Raw genomic sequence first — 19,357 nt, forward strand, 5'->3', positions numbered from 1 at the left:
ACCTGCGTGGTATTTCACGTCACCCGCGCCTAGTGAGTCGTCGTGCTTACCTGAAAATTCATCAAACAGCACCGATGGGTTTTTACCCAATACGTTAACTAGCACGTTCAAACGACCACGGTGAGCCATGCCGATAACCACTTCTTTGGTACCCGCAGTGCCAGCTTTGGTAATTAAACCTTTAAGCATTGGAATAAGTGCGTCGCCGCCTTCTAGCGAGAAACGCTTTGCACCTGGGAATTTAGAACCCAAGTACTTTTCCATTCCGTCAGCCGCAGTAAGGCCTTTAAGAATGCCTAACTTCTCATCGCGAGAAATTTCAGGTTTTGCTTGAACAGATTCAATTTTTTGTTGTAACCAACGCTTCTGCTCGGTATCAGTGATGTGCATATATTCTGCACCGATAGAGCCACAGTAAGTGCGGTTAAGCGATTTAAACAGTTCACCAAGCGGCATAGAATCTTTGCCAATAGCATAAGACCCTACATTGAAGACTGTATCAAAATCTTGTTCAGAAAGGCTGTGGTGAGATAGTTCTAAGTCGCGTACACGCTCTTGTTTCCATAGACCTAACGGGTCAAGGTTTGCGTGCTGATGACCGCGGAAGCGGAACGCATTGATTAACTGAAGAACTTTAACTTGCCTGTCGTCTGAAACATTTGCAGAAGGCACAGACGGACTAGACATGCGGGCGGTTGGCCCTAACGCAGCAAGTTGCCTAAATTGATTTTTAATTGTTGTATGATTGGTTTCTAACTCTACGCCATCGACTTTGGGGAGGTTATCGAAGATTTGTCGCCAATTTTCAGAGACACTTTGCGGGTCTTCTAAATAAGTTTCATACAACTCTTCAACATAGGCAGCGTTGGCACCTGCCATGTGCGAGGAATCCCACCACGCTTTCATCACGCTTTCTTGCATTTAATTTGCCTTGCTACGTTTTATAAAATCTAGTTAACAATCAAGATGTATTATAAGGTTATTCTCAGCATAACCAAGTGTTATAACAGCGAATATATAAAAAAATAGCCATCCTTTTGGGATGGCTATTTAGAGCATCACTATCTGTAACTTTAGGAAGTTATCAGAATATAGTACTAAACAGCCCGTTGTAAAAGCATAGACTTAATTTGGCCTATCGCTTTTGTAGGGTTTAAGCCCTTAGGACATACACTTACACAGTTCATGATACCGTGACAGCGGAATACGCTGAACGCATCATCAAGGTCGTTAAGACGCTCTTCAGTTGCCGTATCACGGCTATCGATAAGGAAACGATACGCGTGAAGTAGACCAGCAGGACCGATGAACTTATCAGGGTTCCACCAGAAAGATGGGCATGACGTTGAACAACATGCACATAGAATACACTCGTAAAGACCGTCAAGTTTCGCACGCTCTTCAGGTGACTGTAAGTGTTCGCGCGCTGGCGGCTGCTTACTGTCGTTGATTAAGAACGGCTTAATCTTTTCGTACTGTGTGTAGAACTGCGTCATATCAACAACAAGGTCACGTACAACAGGTAGACCTGGAAGTGGACGAACTACTATTTTACCTTTGCCCAGTGCAGATAAAGGAGTGATACACGCAAGGCCATTTTTGCCGTTCATGTTCACACCGTCTGAACCACACACACCTTCACGGCAAGAGCGACGGAAAGAAAGCGACGGATCTTGCTCTTTAAGTGCAAGTAGCGCGTCTAGCACCATCATGTCCTGACCTTCCTCTACTTCTAGAGTGTAGTCTTGCATGCGAGGCTTCGCATCTACTTCTGGGTTGTAACGATAAATCGAAAAAGTTAATTGCATGATCGTTGCCTCTCTTAATATGAACGCACTTTAGGCGGGAATGCTTCCCTAAGCTTAGGCGCCATATTCACTTCACGTTTGAGCATTTTATCAGTGTTCGGATCGTAGATGCTGTGGCATAACCAGTTATCGTCATCACGGTCCGGGAAGTCGAAGCGGCTGTGAGCACCACGGCTTTCCGTTCTGAAGTTCGCTGCTACTGCTGTGCTGTACGCGGTCTCCATTAGGTTATCAAGCTCTAAACATTCAATACGCTGGGTATTGAAGTCTGCGCTCTTGTCGTCAAGGCGTGCATGCTTAAGACGCTCGCGAATTTCGCTAAGCTCTTTAAGACCTTCCGCCATTGCTTCACCTTCACGGAATACTGAGAAGTTAAGCTGCATGCATTTCTGCAAGTCTTTCTTAATTTGTACTGGGTCTTCGCCCTTACCTTTCTCTGAATTTTCCCAACGGTTGAAACGAGTCATAGAGGCTTCAAGATCAGACTCTGATGCGTCGCGTGTTGGTGCCATTTCAGACAATGTCTTACCAAGGTGTAAACCGGTCGCGCGACCGAATACAACAAGGTCAAGAAGTGAGTTACCGCCAAGACGGTTCGCACCGTGTACAGATACACAGGCTATCTCACCACAAGCAAATAGACCGTTAACAACCTTGTCGTTACCGTTTTCATCAACCGTTAGACATTGGCCATCAACATTTGTAGGAATACCACCCATCATATAGTGACAAGTAGGAATTACTGGAATTGGCTCTTTCACTGGGTCAACGTGTGCAAACGTACGTGAAAGTTCAAGGATACCAGGTAGACGAGACTCAAGAACGTCTTTACCAAGGTGGTCAAGCTTAAGCTTAATGTGAGTCCCCCATGGGCCTTCACAACCACGACCTTCACGAATTTCAGTCATCATTGAACGCGCAACAACGTCACGACCAGCAAGGTCTTTCGCGTTAGGTGCATAACGTTCCATGAAACGTTCGCCGTCTTTGTTTAGAAGATAACCACCTTCACCACGACAACCTTCTGTTACCAATGTTCCTGCGCCAGCGATACCCGTTGGGTGGAACTGCCACATTTCCATATCTTGAACTGCAACGCCTGCACGAAGTGCCATACCAACACCGTCACCGGTATTGATGTGTGCATTTGTAGTAGATGCGTAGATACGACCCGCACCACCTGTTGCAAGTACAACTGCGCGAGACTTGAAGTAAACTACTTCACCAGATTCGATATCAATCGCGGTACAACCAACAACGTCTCCGTCTTGGTTCTTAACTAGGTCAAGTGCATACCACTCAGAGAAAACTTTTGTTTTGTTCTTTACGTTTTGCTGGTAAAGAAGGTGTAGAAGCGCGTGACCAGTACGGTCAGCTGCAGCTGCTGTACGAGCGCCCTGCTCGCCACCAAAGTTCTTAGACTGACCGCCAAAAGGACGCTGGTAGATTTTACCGTTTTCGAAACGAGAAAATGGTAGACCCATATTTTCCATTTCGATAATTGCTTCCGGACCAGTTTTACACATGTATTCGATAGCGTCTTGGTCACCGATATAATCAGAACCCTTAACGGTGTCATACATGTGCCATTCCCAATTGTCTTCGTGTGAATTACCAAGTGCTACAGTAATACCACCTTGAGCAGACACAGTATGAGAACGGGTTGGAAATACTTTTGATAACAGTGCACATGATTTACCAGACTGCGAAATCTGTAGTGCTGCGCGCATACCTGCACCGCCAGCACCAATTACTACTGCATCAAACTCGTGAACGGGTAAACTCATTTTACACTCCCCACAATACGAATAGGCCAACAGCTACATAGCCGAACGCGATGATATTTAAGATATATTGTAGTCCTGCGCGCAGACCTGCTGATTTAACATAGTCTGTAAGCACCTGCCAAAGGCCGATGCGCACGTGGATCATCACTGCTACTAGTGCTGCCAATGTGAAAACTTTCATAGCCAGGCCAGAGAACAACCCTCGCCATTCGATAAACGTTAGGTTATCGGTGGTAATAAAAAACCACGCCATGAAAACCGAGTACGCGAAAATAATTGCTGCTGTAGCGCGAAGTGAAACGTAGTCTTGTACGCCGTCACGCTTGATGCTTGCTTGGTTGGTTACCATAATGCAACTCCCAATACTACGGTCAGTACAACCCAAAGTGCGATTACTGCTTTTGCACTTGTGTTACCCGACTCTAATTCTTCCCAGTGACCTAAATCCATAACAACGTGTCTTAGGCCGCCTAGAATGTGATATGTAAGCGCTGAAGCTGTGCCAATTGCGACAAATTTTCCAAAGAAACCGTCCATGATTGCTTGTACGTCCGCGAAACCTTCAGGCGAATGAACAGAAACTGCCCATGCCCAGATAACAAAAAGTAGCGCGAAGAACATTGCAACACCGGTTACACGGTGGAGAATTGACGAAATAGCAGAGGGCGGAAATTTAATAGTATTGAGTTCTAAATTTACTGGTCTTTGCTTTTTCACAATGTATGCCTGTTTAATCCGTAGGGGATAATGAATTTCTTACCTTTATTATGTCCTGAGTAAGTGAATTCGATTTTTAACCTGTTAATTGCCTCATCCATTGAGTTGTTAACAATTTGTGAATTATTCTTTAATGCCTGTAACAGAATAATTATTCCATTTCCAAAGCACCGCTGAGTATATCCAGCGTAGTATATAATTACAATTTTTTGTGCCGTAGTAAGACTTTAGTCGCTATATACACTTTTATGATAATTATTTTGAATAAAAAGAGATCAAAATTGAGCGCAACACGTTTAAACGAGCGCAATTACAGTGTTTAGAAGTTTACCAGCAGCTAAATGGAATAACTATGCATAACAACGAGAAATTAAGCACTTTTAATCTGTATGCGTATTTATTCCTCATCAAAAGGTTACTTTTTAAACTAACCTGTTAATATATTTATCGTTCGGTGGTTTACCTTTATCGAAAAGCCATTGATAATTGCACCGTATCGGGCAAAGTGAAATCCCAACGAGTTAATTAATCGTTATCTGATTGCTAGTATTTTTTTAAGCAATTCGGAATATTTATTGTGCAAATATGCAATTAAATTGACTTGTTGGTGCATAATAAAGTACAAATACGCCCACTTTTCCCAACGAAGCGGATATTTTCGTCCGTTTTCGCTGCAAACAGAACCATTCTGAGGAGAGCATTTTATGGCAGATCAGAAAGCCATTCTTAAAGCCGGCGGTAAGGAAATCGAGCTTCCTATCTTGTCTGGCACCGAAGGACAAGATGTAATCGATGTCCGTACGTTAGGCCAGCACGGTTATTTCACGTACGACCCAGGTTTTATGGCGACAGGATCTTGCGAGTCTTCAATTACCTACATTGATGGCGCTCAAGGTGTATTATTACACCGCGGTTTCCCTATCGAAGAACTAGCGCGTGACGCAGACTACCTAGAAGTTTGTCACATGCTTCTTCACGGTGATGCACCAACAAAAGAACAGTACGAAGAATTTAAAGAGACAATTACTCGTCACACCATGGTACATGAACAAATTAACATGTTCTTCCACGGTTTCCGCAACGACGCCCACCCTATGGCAATGCTATGTGGTACCGTTGGCGCGATGTCTTCGTTCTACCACAGCGATTTAGACGTTTCTAATGAAGAACAGCGCATTCGCAGCGCGCACCGTCTAATTGCTAAAATGCCTACTCTTGTTGCTATGTGCTACAAGTACAATGTAGGTCAGCCGTTTGTTTATCCACGAAACGACTTAAGCTATGCAGCTAACTTCCTGAACATGATGTTCTCTGTACCAGCAGAAGAATATCAAATCAGCCCAGCTGTTGAGCGCGCGATGGACCGTATCTTTACGCTTCACGCAGACCACGAACAGAATGCTTCAACGTCTACCGTTCGTCTTGCCGGTTCTTCTGGTGCGAACCCATATGCATGTATTTCTGCTGGTGTTGCTTCACTTTGGGGTCCTGCTCATGGTGGTGCAAACGAAGCATGTCTGAACATGCTAGAAGAAATTGGCACAGTTGATCGTATTCCTGAGTTTATTGCACGCGCTAAAGACAAGAATGACCCATTCCGTCTTATGGGCTTCGGTCACCGTGTTTATAAGAACCACGATCCACGTGCAACGGTAATGCGTGAAAGTTGTCACGAAGTACTAAGCGAACTTAATGTTAAAGATCCACTACTAGAAGTAGCAATGGAGCTTGAAAAGATTGCATTGAGTGACCCGTACTTTGCAGAGAAGAAACTGTTCCCGAACGTAGACTTCTATTCTGGTATCGTACTTAAAGCGATTGGTATTCCAACTAACATGTTTACGTGTATTTTTGCACTGTCTCGTACAGTAGGTTGGATTTCACACTGGCATGAAATGATGAGCGACCCTAAACAAAAAATTGGTCGTCCTCGTCAGCTTTACACTGGTCATAACAAGCGTAAGTACACGCCAATTAAGTAGTAAATTAGTAAATACTGAACTAAGTATTACGCTTAATATTAAAAATAGCGCCTTTAAGGCGCTATTTTTGTTTATACAAGATTACTTCAAGGAACAACAATGCCCTATTCAGCGGTTTTTCTAGGTATTGCCGGTCTCATTCCTTTTGTGGCTATGCCACTGGCTTATCAACTTAACCTGTTATCGCTTACACAAAGCGCCGTTTACTTTGTCCAATACTCAGCCGTGCTATTGTCTTTCTTTGGTGGTATCCATTGGTGGGACGCAATAAGTAATCAACGTTACGACAAGCAAATGTTAGTCGCTATGTTGCCGACCATAATTGGGTGGTTGTGTTTAGTGTTCTCTCACGACGTGAAGGTGTTTGGCGTTTTATCGCTAAGCTACGTCGCCGTACTTATTTACGACAAGTTTATCCTTAGTCTTCCTAAAGAGCAGATTGTAAGTTACATAAGCTTGCGGATGGGATTAACAAGTGTCGTTGTTATCTGTCACGCCTGGATGATTTACTTGCTCGTATAACGTTACTACTAACAGCTTAGCGTTAAAGGCATGACATTAGTTAATTGCAAAAAAGTAATAGAGGCAAAAGCCTGCGGTGATTAAGCGAGTGTCTAACTCAAACCGCAAAGTTACGCATAACCAGCTTAAGCGATTGATAAATAGAGCTTTAACAAGTTCAAATCTCGAAAACAAAAAAGGCGATAATATCACTATATTATCGCCTTCGTTTTTTACTTATCTAGGGCCTGTTGACCTAGCGTTATTAACGAAAAGTACCGTGGTTATTCAGCGCGAATGAGCGAAAGTAGCTCTTCGGTTTTTTGTTCCATCAACGCAATGTCGCATTTACTTTCAACGTTTAAACGAATAACTGGCTCAGTATTCGATTTACGTAAATTAAAGCGCCAAGTACCAAACTCCAGACCCAAACCATCGGTAGTATCGATTACGCTGGCTAGTGGCTGATATTTACTTGTAACGCGTTCCAGCGCTGCGTCAGCATCTTTTAGTTTACTGTTAATTTCACCAGAAGATGGAAACGCTTCAATTCGCGCTTTTACCATATTCGCTAGTGTTTGCTTTTTCACACACACCAATTCGGCAATTAACAACCAAGGGATCATGCCTGAATCACAGTAGGCAAAATCTCTAAAGTAATGGTGCGCACTCATTTCACCGCCATAGACCGCATCTTCTTTGCGCATACGCTCCTTAATGAACGCATGGCCGGTTTTCGACTTAATGGGTGTACCACCTGCATTCGCTACGATATCTTCTGTATTCCAGTATACGCGAGGGTCATAAATGATTTTACTGTCGGTGTTTTTCTCGATAAAGGCTTCAGCAAGCAAGCCAACGATATAATATCCTTCAATAAATTCACCATCAGCGTCAAACAAGAAGCAACGGTCAAAATCACCATCCCATGCAATGCCAAAATCAGCTCCCGACGCTTTAACAGCGTCAGCCGTATCAGCACGGTTTTCAGGTAACAATGGATTGGGGATGCCGTTTGGAAATGTACCATCAGCATTGTGATGTACTTTAACAAACTCTATCGGAACACCCTGCACTTTCATTTCTTTTTCAATAGCGTCTAGCGCGGGGCCTGCGGCACCATTACCTGCATTAACCACCACTTTTAACGGCGTAAAATTGCTCAAATTAACGTAAGAAAGCATGTGAGAAACATAGTCAGACATACACGATTTAACCGCATATTTATCGGTCTCAGAAAGCTTGTCTTCTTTTACATGGGCCGTACCGTTAAAAAACGCATCAGCATCAATCAACGCACCCTCAGTGTAGTGTGCTAATCGCTCTGACACGAAGCTATCTTCTAGTGCTTCCGCTTTCTCTTTTATCGCGTTTAGGCCTGTGTCGCCACTAATTGGAACAGAGCCTGACTTCACCAGTTTCATACCGTTGTAATTAATGGGGTTGTGACTTGCCGTTACTTCAATACCACCATCAACGCCACGGTGTTTGGTAGCGAAGTAAATTTCTTCTGTTCCTGCCATGCCAATATCGGTCACTGTTGCACCAGCATCGATTAGACCCGCGCTTAACGCTAATTTCAATGGTGTTGACGTAAGACGCACATCACTACCAACAACAACAGTTTTCGCATTTAATTCTTGCGCAAAAGCATAGCCAATTCGATACGCTACATCTTCATTCAGTTGTGAGTTCAATTCGCCACGAATATCATACGCTTTAAAGCAGGTAATTGGGGTTGCCATTTGGATCGAAATTCCCTGTGTTTTAACTATTTATGATTACATTATCGCTTTTTACAACAAAAAAGCGCATACGCCCCTTTGTTATTGTCGTAAAAGAGATTAGACATACCGATATTAAATCATTAGAGGGAGTGAATTACTAATTCAATTTGAACAGCGCAACGTTTTGCTCACGCTGTTTTCAATCGATGAGTTTAAAGCGCGAGTTCGAAGTAGATACTGTTATGGAAAGCGCCTTGATGTAGCTACTTTCTGCTATTGTAAGTAAAGCAATTCGCTAATGTGGTAGCCAACGCCATCCAATGAATAAAACGATGCCTCTCTTGGTGCTATAGACAATTCAAAATAGGCTTTGTTACTACGCTCAAATTCTAAAAGTGATAGCACATGTTTTTCGGCGACGCTTTCAAAATGCATTGGCAGTGCTACTCCTTGCTGAACCTAATGAAGAGGTATTGATTAAAAGCCCAGTCTAATACCAGTCCGCATAGATAATTACCAATCGTCGAATCAAAACAGGCAAACCTTGTATCTACTTTGCTAATGAACCGCTTTGGTAATCGTTAAATGCCTGAACAATTTCCTGCTGAGTGTTCATTACAAAAGGCCCATATTGAACCACAGGCTCTTCAATAGGTTTACCTGAGACCACTATAAACTTACAACCTGTATCAGCGGATACAGATAGCTGCTTGCCACTTTGTGACAAAACACCCAGCTCTCCCTGCGACACAATTGTTTCTTTGCTAAGTTCGCCGCTATTAATGACCACGCTTCCCTCGTACACATAAATAAAGGCAGCTTCATCCGAACCCAGTGCAATTTCCGAACTCCCGCTTCGTAGTGCAACGTCTAAAAAAGTAGGAGCAACCGCCGTTGTCTTCACAGGCCCTTTCACACCGTCAATTTCACCTGCTAACACTTTGATTACTGCATCTTGAATGTGTACTGTAGGTACACTATCTGGCTGTATGTCTTGATAGTTCGGCGCTGACATTTTCTCTACGGCCGGAAGATTCACCCACAGCTGAAAGCCTTGTAACAAGCCCTCCTCCTGCTCTGGCATTTCTTCATGTATTATGCCTCGGCCCGCATTCATCCATTGAATGCCACCAGCATCAATAACCCCCTCATTGCCTACAGAGTCTTTATGGCGCATTTTTCCTGCAAGCATATAAGTAACTGTCTGAAAACCACGGTGAGGATGTGGTGGAAAACCAGCAATGTATTCACCTGGATTATCTGAACCAAAAAAATCCAACATTAAAAAGGGATCGAGGCGAGGTAGATCAGGTTGTCCGATAATACGAGTAAGCGACACCCCCGCGCCATCACTTGTTGGCATACCTGTAACCACTTTCTCTATCGATTTTTGTTCACTCACTACCACTGACATAATGTGTATCTACCTTAAATCTTAACCTTCACTATCTTTTACGAGCTTCACGTTTAGCTTTTTGTATTACCGACCTTGGGTGCTTCAACGTCCCATTTTATCGCGACCGTGAGGCGACATAAGATCTTGCTCTGGCCCAACGGGGATTACCTGGGTTGGATTTATCATAGTATGGCTGTAGTAATAGTGCCTTTTGATATGGTCGAAGTTTACCGTTTCAGCAACGCCCGGAACTTGATAAAGTTCTTTCATATAGCCGTAGATGTTTGGATAGTCTGCGATTTGCTTTTTATTGCATTTAAAATGCCCGTGATACACAGCGTCGAAGCGTATCAGCGTGGTAAATAAGCGCCAGTCAGCTTCTGTTATTTTGCTGCCAACCAAATAACGTTGTTTACTCAACCTTACTTCAACCCTATCTAGGGCGCAGAACAATGCAGTTACTGCTTCTTCATAGGCCTCTTGCGTTGTAGCAAATCCAGCTTTATACACGCCATTATTTATGTCGTGATACACCATATTGTTGATGGCATCAATTTCTTCACGTTGGGCGTTAGGATAATAATCGTCTTCATTATTCGTCAGTGAATTAAACCCACTGTTAAAAATACGAATAATTTCAGCTGATTCATTATTAACGATAGTTTCTGTTCGTTTATCCCAAAGGATTGGAACAGTGACACGGGTGGTTATCTCAGGTTCTGCCTTAGTATAAATTTGATGCGCATAATCAAAGTTATAAAGCTTATCTCCCGTTGATCCTGGGTAATCTTTAAACTCCCAGCCTTGATCAAGCATCTCAGGGTGTACCACCGAAACATCAATATGCGCCTCCAATCCCTTTAACTTTCTAAATATGAGCGCTCTGTGTGCCCAAGGACAAGCTAACGAGACATAAAGATGATAGCGATCAGATTCAACGGGAAACGTGGAACCATCTTCGTTACTGACTTTGTCACGAAATTTAGATGCTTGGCGCTCAAATTTCCCACCATTTTTGCTGGTGTCGTACCACTTGTCTTGCCATTTTCCATCAACGAGTAAGCCCATATGCCTGCCCCTTTTTATTACTTCATTAAACAATGAATTCATTTAAACATGTATTGGGTAGAACGTATGTCGCTTAAAATCGGATTTATTATTCGAAAAAACTGGAGTGTATTGATCTTTAGTGTCCACTTTTGAGATGATGCGCGCCCTGCTAGCGTGCTTGCACGTGTTTGTGTAAACACACGCCTTTGAGTTAGTTTATTTTTAAGTGAAGTGAAACATGTCTGATGATCCACGTTTAGGCGGTATTGTGCGTTTATATGGCGCACAGCAAACTAATAATTTAGCCAACAGTCATGTGGCTGTAGTCGGCATTGGCGGTGTGGGAAGTTGGACTGCAGAAGCACTAGCTCGTTCGGGCATTGGTACTATAACCCTTATTGATTTAGACGATGTTTGCGTAACTAATACAAATCGCCAAATTCACGCGCTTTCCAATACCATAGGAGAAGCAAAGGTCGACGCCATCGCATCGAGAATTCACTTGATAAATCCTGCTTGCAAAGTGAATTGTATTGAGGATTTTGTCACCCCAGACAACACGGCCACACTTTTAACCAAAGAAATGCACGCTGTGGTCGATGCCACCGACAGTATTCGCGCTAAAGCGGCGATGATAGCTCACTGTAAACGCAATAAAATTCCCATTGTTACGGTTGGCGGTGCGGGCGGTCAAATAGACCCAACTCAAGTCACTAAAGGCGATTTAGCTAAAACAACACAAGACCCCCTAGCAGCTAAGCTACGCAGTGAGCTTAGACGTAACTATAATTTTAGTAAAAACCCAAAACGCCGCTTTGGCGTTGAGTGTATCTATTCAACAGAGCAATTGCGCTACCCACAACCAGACGGCTCGGTTTGTTACAACAAATCTGCAATGGAAGGTGGTACTCGACTAGACTGTGCAGGCGGCTTTGGTGCTGTGGTCACGGTAACCGCCACCTTTGGTATGTTTGCCGCTGCAAGTGTAATAAATAGATTAACTGGACAAAAATAGACTTTGGCCGATAACTTGCGCACAATAGTCAAAAACTTATAACACCTTGTCTTAACGACTTTTTAAGCGTTAGCTTGTTATAACAAAAGTATCGGTGAGAAGGAGAACAACATGTCACCTGATGAACTCAATAAATTAATGGCAGATTGCGCGAAGGACGCTGTGGTAACAGCAGCTGATGAGTTCGATATTGTACTCGACCACTCACCCGCTAGCGTAGCACTGGTGGACGACATTTTACTTAGTTTTGTAGATAAATATCACGATTTAGCGTTAGAAGATGAAGCAGTGTTCACCATCTGTAATATCTTTGGCGCTTACGTTGGAGAAATTTTAAAAGCGCAGCTAGATGGTGAATGGATTTACGATCAGTCAAATCCTAAAGCACCTGCCGTTTTTCTTCAGGTTGGTGAAAATACCTATGCCTTAGCGGGTATTTGCTATGAACGTCTGGTTAACGACAGTCAAATCAGCGTATTTGCCTACTATGAACAGGCGTTGGGGAACCACTTAGGCAGCCACTAACGTTCTCACAGATTTTGCACTCAGTTTAACGTCTGTTCAATTGAGTGCATTAAATATATTTCCAATAAAGATGTTTTTGGAAAATGAGGTTCAAGGGTTAGGTGTTTCCCAATCCTCTACCATCCACTTTAAATGACGACTTTTTGAAATTGCGTACAAGGCTATACTGTAAAAAACGATTTTTACACCCGTAATAGTTTCAAACCCCCAGTGATGATGCATAGCGTAGTAAAGCTGAACACTCAACAATGCCAACACCCCCAATTGAGCGAGTGGAATAACCCATCGGCGCCATGCTAAAAAGCCTTTTTTCCATAAGCGATCTCGTTGGCTAACCAAAGATAACGCAATTAACACAGGTAAACTTGCCGCTAACCCCAACCCTAACGTTTCTTTTTGTGGGTAAAAGAACGTAAGTAGCTCACTAGTTTGAGTGCGGGAAGCCAGAGAAAAGACGAACGCTAGCCAGTCAATGCATAGAAGTATAAACACGCTGTAAAGCCAACGGGGAGGAAGAATTCGCCCTGACTCATCATAAAAAGTTAGCGGTAATTTAAGCATGCATTCACTTCTATTTTATTAATTTGAACCCTAAAGCGCATTCAACTCTGATGATGTTTACTTTCAAGAAGTAATAAATGTGGGGGTGAGTAAGGTATTTTTAAACCTCGTTCGTGCCGCTTTTACAATGAAACCCGTGGCCGTTTAAACTTGTTTTCACATTTAGTGCCTAAGCTACGGCTGTACTGTGAGAATGCGTCAATAATTTATATCGTGGTCGCTAATTATATATACTGCGTACAAGCGTGTTTTCCTGTATAATCCGCGGCCATTTTAAGCTCAGTCATTTTCCAGGTGATATTTTAGATGACAGTAGAAACGTTTAATCCAAACAAAGTAGTAAATAAAACCACCACGCTAGAAACGCCAGTGAAGGTATTAAGTGACAACAAACCTTCGCAACAAAGCAATGGCAGCAGAATTGGTTTTGTTAGCTTAGGTTGCCCTAAGAACTTAGTTGATTCAGAGCGTATTCTTACTCAACTTCGCACCGAAGGTTATGACGTAGTCCCTACCTACAACGATGCCGACTTGGTTATCGTTAACACCTGTGGATTCATTGACGCGGCGGTAGAAGAGTCATTAGACACCATAGGCGAAGCACTTAAAGAAAACGGCAAAGTTATCGTTACTGGGTGTTTAGGTGTTAAAGAAGACGAAATTAGAGAGCTTCATCCAAATGTACTGGCTATCACGGGGCCTCATGCCTACGAAACGGTAGTTGAGCAAGTACACGATCATCTTCCAAAACCTCAGCACAATCCGTTTGAAGATCTGATCCCTGACCATGGTGTAAAATTAACGCCTCGTCATTATGCGTATTTAAAGATTTCAGAAGGCTGTAACCACCGTTGCACGTTCTGTATCATTCCTTCTATGCGTGGCGACCTTGTCAGCCGCCCAGTGGGTAACGTACTCGATGAAGCTAAGCGTTTGAAAGACGCTGGTGTTAAAGAGCTATTGGTTATTTCACAAGACACTAGCGCCTATGGTGTTGACGTTAAGCACAGAACGGGCTTTTGGAACGGCATGCCGGTTAAAGCACACATGCAACAGTTGTGTGAAAAGCTGGGCGAAATGGGCATTTGGGTCCGTTTACATTACGTGTACCCTTACCCGCATGTGGATGACCTAATTCCACTAATGAACGAAGGTAAGATCCTTCCCTACTTGGATATTCCGTTTCAACACGCCAACAAACGTATTCTTAAGTTAATGAAACGCCCTGGTAGCGCTGAACGTGTTCTTGAGCGCGTTAAAAAGTGGCGCGAACAGTGCCCCTCATTAGTCATTCGTTCGACATTCATCGTCGGCTTTCCGGGCGAAACGGAAGAAGAGTTTGAAGAGTTATTGGACTTCCTTCGCGAAGCGCAGCTTGATCGCGTTGGTGCATTTGCCTATTCCCCTGTTGAAGGTGCAAGAGCAAATGACCTCCCTGATCCAGTGCCAGAAGAAGTGAAACAAGCTCGCCTTGCACGGTTTATGGAAGTACAGGGCGAAATAAGCGCAGCGCGACTTCAAGCTAGAATCGGTAACGAATATCAAGTTGTTATCGACAGCGTTGATGCGGAAGGTGCCGTCGGCCGTACCTATGCAGACGCACCGGAAGTTGATGGTCTGGTTCATTTAAACGGTGTTTATGACGTAAAACCTGGCGATCGTGTATGGGCTGAAGTTATTCACGCTAACGAACACGACGTATGGGCAGTATTGTCTGAAGACCAAGACGAAGAAGACGAAGGCGCTGATTCAGCAAACTAATAGTAGGCCTGACAAGGTAGCTTAAAAATCAATCTTAACACGCCACTTATTTACGTGAAGAAATAAAAAACCTACAGGCTCGTCGCTGATAGGTTTTTTATTGCTTTAAAGCGGCAAGAGTTTGAAGTTCCCTACCAAGGCAACTCGTCACCATTTGAATGGATGAAGCGACCTGCGTTAGATACATTTAGCTCATCTATGCGTTGTGACAAACGCTCAGCACAGGTATCAGCATCAATATCTCCCGCTCCATTCACCATTTCTGTTTGAACGAATCCAGGATGGAAAATACCTACTGCAATTCCCTTGGGTTTCAGATCATTCGCCATGGACACTCCCGCCGCGTTTAGTGCGGCTTTGGACATTCGGTAGCCATAGTAGCCGCCTGAACCATTGTCTGTCATTGAACCCATGCGGCTGGTAATCATGGCAATTTTACCGTCTTTTGCCATTGCGGGTAATAGTGTTTGAGTAACTAACAGTGGACCTAATGCATTAACCCTAAATTGATAATCGATAGTATTTGGATCCCAATCGTCAATACTCTCGCGTCCGAGCACTCCGGCATTATTAATGAGCAAATCGATGTTAACGTCCATTAAAGGTGCAAGCTTTTCAGCCAGCATGTCTGGTTGGGATACGTCCACACCTTTGATGATTGTCACACCTGCACTGTTTAGCTCGTCGCAACTGTTTCGACAGGTAGCATAAACTTTCGCACCACGTGCTTTATATTGCTTGGTAAGCGCAAGGCCTATGCCTCTGTTGCCACCGGTAATAACTACGTTCATAACGGTTCCCTTGTTACTATGTGTATGCGTTTAAAAGGTTTCACTCACCTTTTATAAGAACTGGCTGTTTAAATAAGGCTTGTTGCTAATTTACTACAAAGCGTCAGCCCTATTTCAGCACTCATTTCTTATTAACTTATAGTCTTTAAAAGACGTTCTAGATCTTCCGGGGTATCAATTCCAACTGGCGGTGGCGCTATCGCCACCTCACAGTGAATCTTATCGCCATACCATATGGCTCGAAGCTGTTCTAAGGATTCAATTTGCTCCAGAGAGCTAGGCGCATAGGCAACATATTGCTTAACGTATTCAGCACGATAGGCATAAATACCTATATGGCGTTTGTACAGCGACGTATTTGCAGATTGCGGGTTTGCCATCATGTGATCGCGTTCAAAAGGAATAGGAGAACGTGAAAAATAGATAGACTCACCCTTTTCGTTTACCAACACCTTAACGATATTGGGGTTAAACACATCCTCAACACGTTCAATAGGCGTAGATAACGTAGCCATCTGGCACTGGGGCGCATTGGCAAGATTATCTGCAACCTGCCTGATGTTTTCAGCGGGAATAAATGGCTCATCCCCCTGTACGTTAACCACAATAGTAGAACTCGCAATGCCTTCTTTTTCGATAACCTCGGCAATGCGCTCTGTTCCAGATTGGTGGTTGACAGACGTCATGCATACTTGAGCAAAACCAAGCACAACGTTTTGAATACGTTCATCGTCCGTGGCAACAATGACGTTATCGGCTCCAGCTTCTTTAGCACGTTCAACCACATGTTGAATCATCGGCTTTCCGTCAATAAGCGCTAAGGGTTTGCCAGGAAACCGACTTGAGCCGTATCGAGCAGGGATCACAACTGTAAATGACATAACTTTATTTCGCCCTTATTTACCACTTAGTTTAACGTTTTATTACCGTGTTGCGTCTACATCGTCTAACGACAATGCAGTTGCTTTACTTTCGATAAGTACAGGGATGCCATCTTTAATATCGAAAGCCAATCTATCAAATCGACACACTAACTGGGTGCTATCATCACTCAGAACTAATTTTCCCTTACACACTGGGCAAGCCAAAACTTCTAAAAGCTTTTTATCAAAGGCCATTGTTATTATTCCTGTCCGTCTTGGTTGATCTTCAAACCTGCATTGGCAAGTTTCACATTTACTAAATTAAAAAAGTCTGGCGCTAAATGCGCGGTAACAGGTAAAAACCAGCAGTCGTTATGAGCAAAAGGTGCAGCTTTAACGGCGTCTTTTTCTGTCATTAACACTCTGCCATCCGGTATGTCTGACCGTGTGATTGCGTGGTGATCCGCCAGCGGTGTAGCCGAAGAAAGCTGGATACCCATTTCTTTAAGCTGAGAGAAAAAACGTTGAGGTGAACCTATTCCAGCAATTGCGCTGCACGGCACTTTTTGTATCTCTTCAAGGGGACTGGTTCTTACTCTGTTTGAAACAGAGGTGAAGTCCCCTGGTACTAAGGTCATTAGATATTGAGGCGCTACAGCATGGCTAAATGTCGGCATTGAACGGCTATTATGTACTAGCGCATCAACGGTACCAAGGCGCCATTGTCCTTCGCGAAGGGGCCCCATTGGCAGCAAATAACCACTGCCTACTTTTCTATCGTCCATCACCACAATTTCAACGTCGCGATGAAGTGCGTAATGTTGAAGGCCGTCATCACAAATAATTAAATCGCAGTGTAATTCGTCACTTAAGTACGCGGCTCCGCGCGCGCGGACTGGATCGATAACAACGTCGCACTGGCTTCTAATGGCCAGTAAACGAGGTTCGTCACCCACTTCAGACGCATCATCTTCGCCTTTCACTAATCGCGGGTATTCTGATGATTTAGCGCCATAACCACGACTTAAAATACCGACCTTTATGCCCTGCTTCTGGTAATAATCGGCTAAAGCTAATACGACTGGCGTTTTGCCGTTGCCGCCCACTGATATGTTGCCAACGACAATAACGGGAGCATTAGCTTTAAATGCTTTTTTGAGTCCAATTTTAAAAAGTAACCGGCGAATTGCCGAAATAAAGTAGAACAGCAGCGCAAATGGTGAGAGCAGCCACACTAAAGGATGGCCGAAATACCATTTATCGTGCTTGGTTTTGCTTTGTGATTGACTCACTTAGTCTCACCAAATTGCAACGCGTGCAGTTGCGCGTAGTGACCACCTTTTTCAAGCAATTCGTTGTGTTTACCTTTTTCAATAATGCGCCCCTGCTCCACTACCATAATGCAATCTGCGTTTTCGATGGTAGACAAGCGGTGCGCCACAACAATGCTGGTGCATCGTTTTTGCAGCGTTTCTAATGCGTCTTGGATCAAGCGCTCAGACTCTGTATCAAGGGCAGATGTCGCTTCGTCAAGAATAAGTATGGGCGCTTCGGCAAGTATTGCCCTAGCAATGGCAATACGCTGACGTTGACCACCCGAAAGCATTAAGCCGTTTTCACCAATAACCGTATCTAACCCTTCAGGCAAGTTTGATAAGAACTCTTCAACATGCGCCATCTTTGCCGCATTCTCGATGTCTTTACGTGATACGTTTTGGCGCGCACCATAAGCAATATTGTTAGCTATGGTATCGTTAAATAGCGTAACGTTTTGCGATACTACGGCAAACTGCGCCCGCAGATCTTTAAGATCAATATCGTTGAGCGCTGTGTCATCTAAGCGAATTTCACCTTCTTGCGGTACATAAAAGCGTGTAAGCAGCGATGAGATGGTCGATTTACCACTTCCCGAGCGCCCTACCAAAGCAATCGACTGCCCAGGGTTTGCGATAAAGCTCACATTAGATAACGCGGGCGTCTGTTTTCCTGGATAAGAGAACGTAACGTCGTCAAATTCAATCTTTCCTGTCGCGCGCTCTACTTTGGTTTTCCCTTTATCTTCTTCGTCTGCTTCATCAAGAATTTCAAAAATACTGGCGCAGGCTGCCATACCTTTTTGAAATTGGTTATTAATGGTAGTGAGCTGTTTAAGAGGTTTAAGCAGCATCACCATACAAAAGACCACATTAATAAATACGCCTGCTGTAAGCTTTTCAAGCATACCGGGCGTGCTGGCAATAAACAGAACGACTGCAAGGGCAATTGACGCTATTACCTGTATTGAAGACACACTCAAAATAGAGGTGACATTCAGCTTCATTGACTGTTGACGGTTGTGATTGTTTTTCTGCTCGAAACGCTTTTGCTCTATTTCTTGACCGCCAAACATGATCACAACTTTGTGACCTTTCACCGCTTGCTCTACCGACGATGTTAGGTTGCCCATTGATTGTTGAATGTTTTTACTTACAACGCGAAAACGCTTACTGACGATAGAAACAATCACTGCCACAATCGGGCCAATTAAAAGAAATATGAGCGAAAGCTGCCATGAGTAATAGAACATGACACACAGCAAACCGATGACCAGTGCGCCTTCCCTCACCAATGTTAGCAGCGCCTTACCAGATGCATTAGCCACTTGCTCTGTGTCGTAGGTGACTTTACTGATAAGCCCGCCAACCGCATGATTATCGTGAAATGCCACTGGAAGGTGAATGTATTTTTCAAACAACTGCTGGCGCATGCGCATTACCACCTGAGCACCAATCCAGCTTAGCGTGTAACTACCTAAAAAGTTGAAAACACCCCGTAACAAAAAGAGCGGCACAATCGCATATGCGGCTAGACGTAGATAGTCATGGTCGTTTTTC

The 19,357-nt window shown here is 43.7% G+C and carries 20 protein-coding genes; 5 read left to right on the forward strand and 15 right to left on the reverse strand.

Annotated features, from left to right (window positions below; translation table 11 throughout):
* The 5 genes from QVA83_RS10250 to sdhC all read right to left on the reverse strand — a co-directional run.
* Positions 1 to 921 (reverse strand): 2-oxoglutarate dehydrogenase E1 subunit family protein (locus tag QVA83_RS10250; protein WP_502711463.1); only part of this gene is annotated, 921 nt, incomplete at its 3' end.
* A gap of 176 nt (positions 922 to 1,097) precedes the next feature.
* A complete protein-coding gene (locus tag QVA83_RS10255) occupies positions 1,098 to 1,808 on the reverse strand; it encodes a succinate dehydrogenase iron-sulfur subunit (RefSeq protein ID WP_156078342.1) in 711 nt (236 codons plus the stop codon).
* Positions 1,809 to 1,822: 14 nt separating this feature from the next.
* Positions 1,823 to 3,595, reverse strand: coding sequence for a succinate dehydrogenase flavoprotein subunit (gene sdhA / locus QVA83_RS10260; RefSeq protein ID WP_014949447.1), 1,773 nt, complete (start codon positions 3,593 to 3,595; stop codon positions 1,823 to 1,825).
* A gap of 1 nt (position 3,596) precedes the next feature.
* On the reverse strand, positions 3,597 to 3,944 hold the full coding sequence (gene sdhD / locus QVA83_RS10265; protein ID WP_014949446.1) for a succinate dehydrogenase, hydrophobic membrane anchor protein: 348 nt from the start codon (positions 3,942 to 3,944) through the stop codon (positions 3,597 to 3,599).
* On the reverse strand, positions 3,938 to 4,312 hold the full coding sequence (sdhC, locus tag QVA83_RS10270; protein WP_014949445.1) for a succinate dehydrogenase, cytochrome b556 subunit: 375 nt from the start codon (positions 4,310 to 4,312) through the stop codon (positions 3,938 to 3,940). Before sdhC ends, sdhD begins: the two co-directional genes overlap by 7 nt.
* Before the next feature lie 704 nt (positions 4,313 to 5,016).
* On the opposite strand from sdhC, the gene QVA83_RS10275 reads away from it, so the two are divergent.
* Both QVA83_RS10275 and QVA83_RS10280 read left to right on the forward strand, forming a co-directional pair.
* Positions 5,017 to 6,294: a citrate synthase gene (locus tag QVA83_RS10275; RefSeq protein ID WP_156078341.1), complete on the forward strand. Its 1,278-nt coding sequence runs from the start codon at positions 5,017 to 5,019 to the stop codon at positions 6,292 to 6,294.
* A gap of 99 nt (positions 6,295 to 6,393) precedes the next feature.
* On the forward strand, positions 6,394 to 6,816 hold the full coding sequence (locus tag QVA83_RS10280; RefSeq protein ID WP_014949443.1) for a DUF3429 domain-containing protein: 423 nt from the start codon (positions 6,394 to 6,396) through the stop codon (positions 6,814 to 6,816).
* Positions 6,817 to 7,079: 263 nt separating this feature from the next.
* Here QVA83_RS10280 and QVA83_RS10285 read toward each other — a convergent pair whose 3' ends face one another.
* The 4 genes from QVA83_RS10285 to QVA83_RS10300 form a co-directional block, all read right to left on the reverse strand.
* A complete protein-coding gene (locus tag QVA83_RS10285; protein WP_156078340.1) occupies positions 7,080 to 8,540 on the reverse strand; it encodes a phosphohexomutase domain-containing protein in 1,461 nt (486 codons plus the stop codon).
* 255 nt (positions 8,541 to 8,795) lie between these two features.
* Entirely contained in the window at positions 8,796 to 8,957 is a 162-nt protein-coding gene (locus tag QVA83_RS10290; protein WP_231513072.1) for a hypothetical protein, read from the reverse strand.
* A gap of 115 nt (positions 8,958 to 9,072) precedes the next feature.
* Positions 9,073 to 9,936, reverse strand: coding sequence for a pirin family protein (locus QVA83_RS10295; protein ID WP_287498439.1), 864 nt, complete (start codon positions 9,934 to 9,936; stop codon positions 9,073 to 9,075).
* Positions 9,937 to 10,020: 84 nt separating this feature from the next.
* The gene (locus QVA83_RS10300) at positions 10,021 to 10,986 is read right to left on the reverse strand and encodes a glutathione S-transferase family protein (RefSeq protein WP_156078338.1); all 966 of its coding nucleotides are present in this window, start codon (positions 10,984 to 10,986) and stop codon (positions 10,021 to 10,023) included.
* 220 nt (positions 10,987 to 11,206) lie between these two features.
* Between QVA83_RS10300 and tcdA the strand changes: the two genes are divergently transcribed.
* Together tcdA and QVA83_RS10310 are read left to right on the forward strand one after the other, a co-directional pair.
* A complete protein-coding gene (tcdA, locus tag QVA83_RS10305) occupies positions 11,207 to 11,983 on the forward strand; it encodes a tRNA cyclic N6-threonylcarbamoyladenosine(37) synthase TcdA (RefSeq protein WP_014979275.1) in 777 nt (258 codons plus the stop codon).
* Positions 11,984 to 12,094: 111 nt separating this feature from the next.
* Complete coding sequence (locus QVA83_RS10310; protein ID WP_156078337.1) at positions 12,095 to 12,508, forward strand: hypothetical protein; 414 nt, start codon at positions 12,095 to 12,097, stop codon at positions 12,506 to 12,508.
* Positions 12,509 to 12,598: 90 nt separating this feature from the next.
* On the opposite strand, the gene QVA83_RS10315 is transcribed toward QVA83_RS10310, so the two are convergent.
* Complete coding sequence (locus tag QVA83_RS10315) at positions 12,599 to 13,069, reverse strand: DUF2919 family protein (RefSeq protein WP_014976532.1); 471 nt, start codon at positions 13,067 to 13,069, stop codon at positions 12,599 to 12,601.
* 306 nt (positions 13,070 to 13,375) lie between these two features.
* Here QVA83_RS10315 and rimO point away from each other — a divergent pair, with 306 nt between their 5' ends.
* Positions 13,376 to 14,830: a 30S ribosomal protein S12 methylthiotransferase RimO gene (gene rimO / locus QVA83_RS10320; protein WP_156078336.1), complete on the forward strand. Its 1,455-nt coding sequence runs from the start codon at positions 13,376 to 13,378 to the stop codon at positions 14,828 to 14,830.
* Positions 14,831 to 14,961: 131 nt separating this feature from the next.
* On the opposite strand, the gene QVA83_RS10325 is transcribed toward rimO, so the two are convergent.
* The 5 genes from QVA83_RS10325 to msbA all read right to left on the reverse strand — a co-directional run.
* Entirely contained in the window at positions 14,962 to 15,621 is a 660-nt protein-coding gene (locus tag QVA83_RS10325) for an SDR family oxidoreductase (RefSeq protein ID WP_156078335.1), read from the reverse strand.
* Between the two features lie 131 nt (positions 15,622 to 15,752).
* A complete protein-coding gene (kdsB, locus tag QVA83_RS10330; protein ID WP_014976528.1) occupies positions 15,753 to 16,502 on the reverse strand; it encodes a 3-deoxy-manno-octulosonate cytidylyltransferase in 750 nt (249 codons plus the stop codon).
* 42 nt (positions 16,503 to 16,544) lie between these two features.
* Complete coding sequence (locus QVA83_RS10335) at positions 16,545 to 16,739, reverse strand: Trm112 family protein (RefSeq protein WP_014949430.1); 195 nt, start codon at positions 16,737 to 16,739, stop codon at positions 16,545 to 16,547.
* A gap of 5 nt (positions 16,740 to 16,744) precedes the next feature.
* Complete coding sequence (gene lpxK, locus QVA83_RS10340; RefSeq protein WP_287498440.1) at positions 16,745 to 17,776, reverse strand: tetraacyldisaccharide 4'-kinase; 1,032 nt, start codon at positions 17,774 to 17,776, stop codon at positions 16,745 to 16,747.
* On the reverse strand, positions 17,773 to 19,357 hold a 1,585-nt coding region (gene msbA / locus QVA83_RS10345; RefSeq protein ID WP_287498441.1), incomplete at its 5' end, for a lipid A export permease/ATP-binding protein MsbA. The genes msbA and lpxK, both read right to left, overlap by 4 nt.

Origin of the sequence: Alteromonas sp. AO-Serp, assembly GCF_017849675.1 — a bacterium.
GTDB lineage: Bacteria > Pseudomonadota > Gammaproteobacteria > Enterobacterales > Alteromonadaceae > Alteromonas > Alteromonas macleodii.

Coding starts and splice junctions, on each gene's coding strand:
- tcdA (WP_014979275.1), top strand. CDS start 11,207: ATGTCTGATGATCCACGTTTAGGCGGTATTGTGCGTTTATATGGCGCA.
- QVA83_RS10300 (WP_156078338.1), bottom strand. CDS start 10,986: ATGGGCTTACTCGTTGATGGAAAATGGCAAGACAAGTGGTACGACACC.
- QVA83_RS10315 (WP_014976532.1), bottom strand. CDS start 13,069: ATGCTTAAATTACCGCTAACTTTTTATGATGAGTCAGGGCGAATTCTT.
- sdhA (WP_014949447.1), bottom strand. CDS start 3,595: ATGAGTTTACCCGTTCACGAGTTTGATGCAGTAGTAATTGGTGCTGGC.
- kdsB (WP_014976528.1), bottom strand. CDS start 16,502: ATGTCATTTACAGTTGTGATCCCTGCTCGATACGGCTCAAGTCGGTTT.
- QVA83_RS10280 (WP_014949443.1), top strand. CDS start 6,394: ATGCCCTATTCAGCGGTTTTTCTAGGTATTGCCGGTCTCATTCCTTTT.
- QVA83_RS10295 (WP_287498439.1), bottom strand. CDS start 9,936: ATGTCAGTGGTAGTGAGTGAACAAAAATCGATAGAGAAAGTGGTTACA.
- QVA83_RS10310 (WP_156078337.1), top strand. CDS start 12,095: ATGTCACCTGATGAACTCAATAAATTAATGGCAGATTGCGCGAAGGAC.
- sdhD (WP_014949446.1), bottom strand. CDS start 3,944: ATGGTAACCAACCAAGCAAGCATCAAGCGTGACGGCGTACAAGACTAC.
- QVA83_RS10290 (WP_231513072.1), bottom strand. CDS start 8,957: ATGCATTTTGAAAGCGTCGCCGAAAAACATGTGCTATCACTTTTAGAA.
- QVA83_RS10325 (WP_156078335.1), bottom strand. CDS start 15,621: ATGAACGTAGTTATTACCGGTGGCAACAGAGGCATAGGCCTTGCGCTT.
- QVA83_RS10335 (WP_014949430.1), bottom strand. CDS start 16,739: ATGGCCTTTGATAAAAAGCTTTTAGAAGTTTTGGCTTGCCCAGTGTGT.
- QVA83_RS10275 (WP_156078341.1), top strand. CDS start 5,017: ATGGCAGATCAGAAAGCCATTCTTAAAGCCGGCGGTAAGGAAATCGAG.
- rimO (WP_156078336.1), top strand. CDS start 13,376: ATGACAGTAGAAACGTTTAATCCAAACAAAGTAGTAAATAAAACCACC.
- QVA83_RS10285 (WP_156078340.1), bottom strand. CDS start 8,540: ATGGCAACCCCAATTACCTGCTTTAAAGCGTATGATATTCGTGGCGAA.
- QVA83_RS10255 (WP_156078342.1), bottom strand. CDS start 1,808: ATGCAATTAACTTTTTCGATTTATCGTTACAACCCAGAAGTAGATGCG.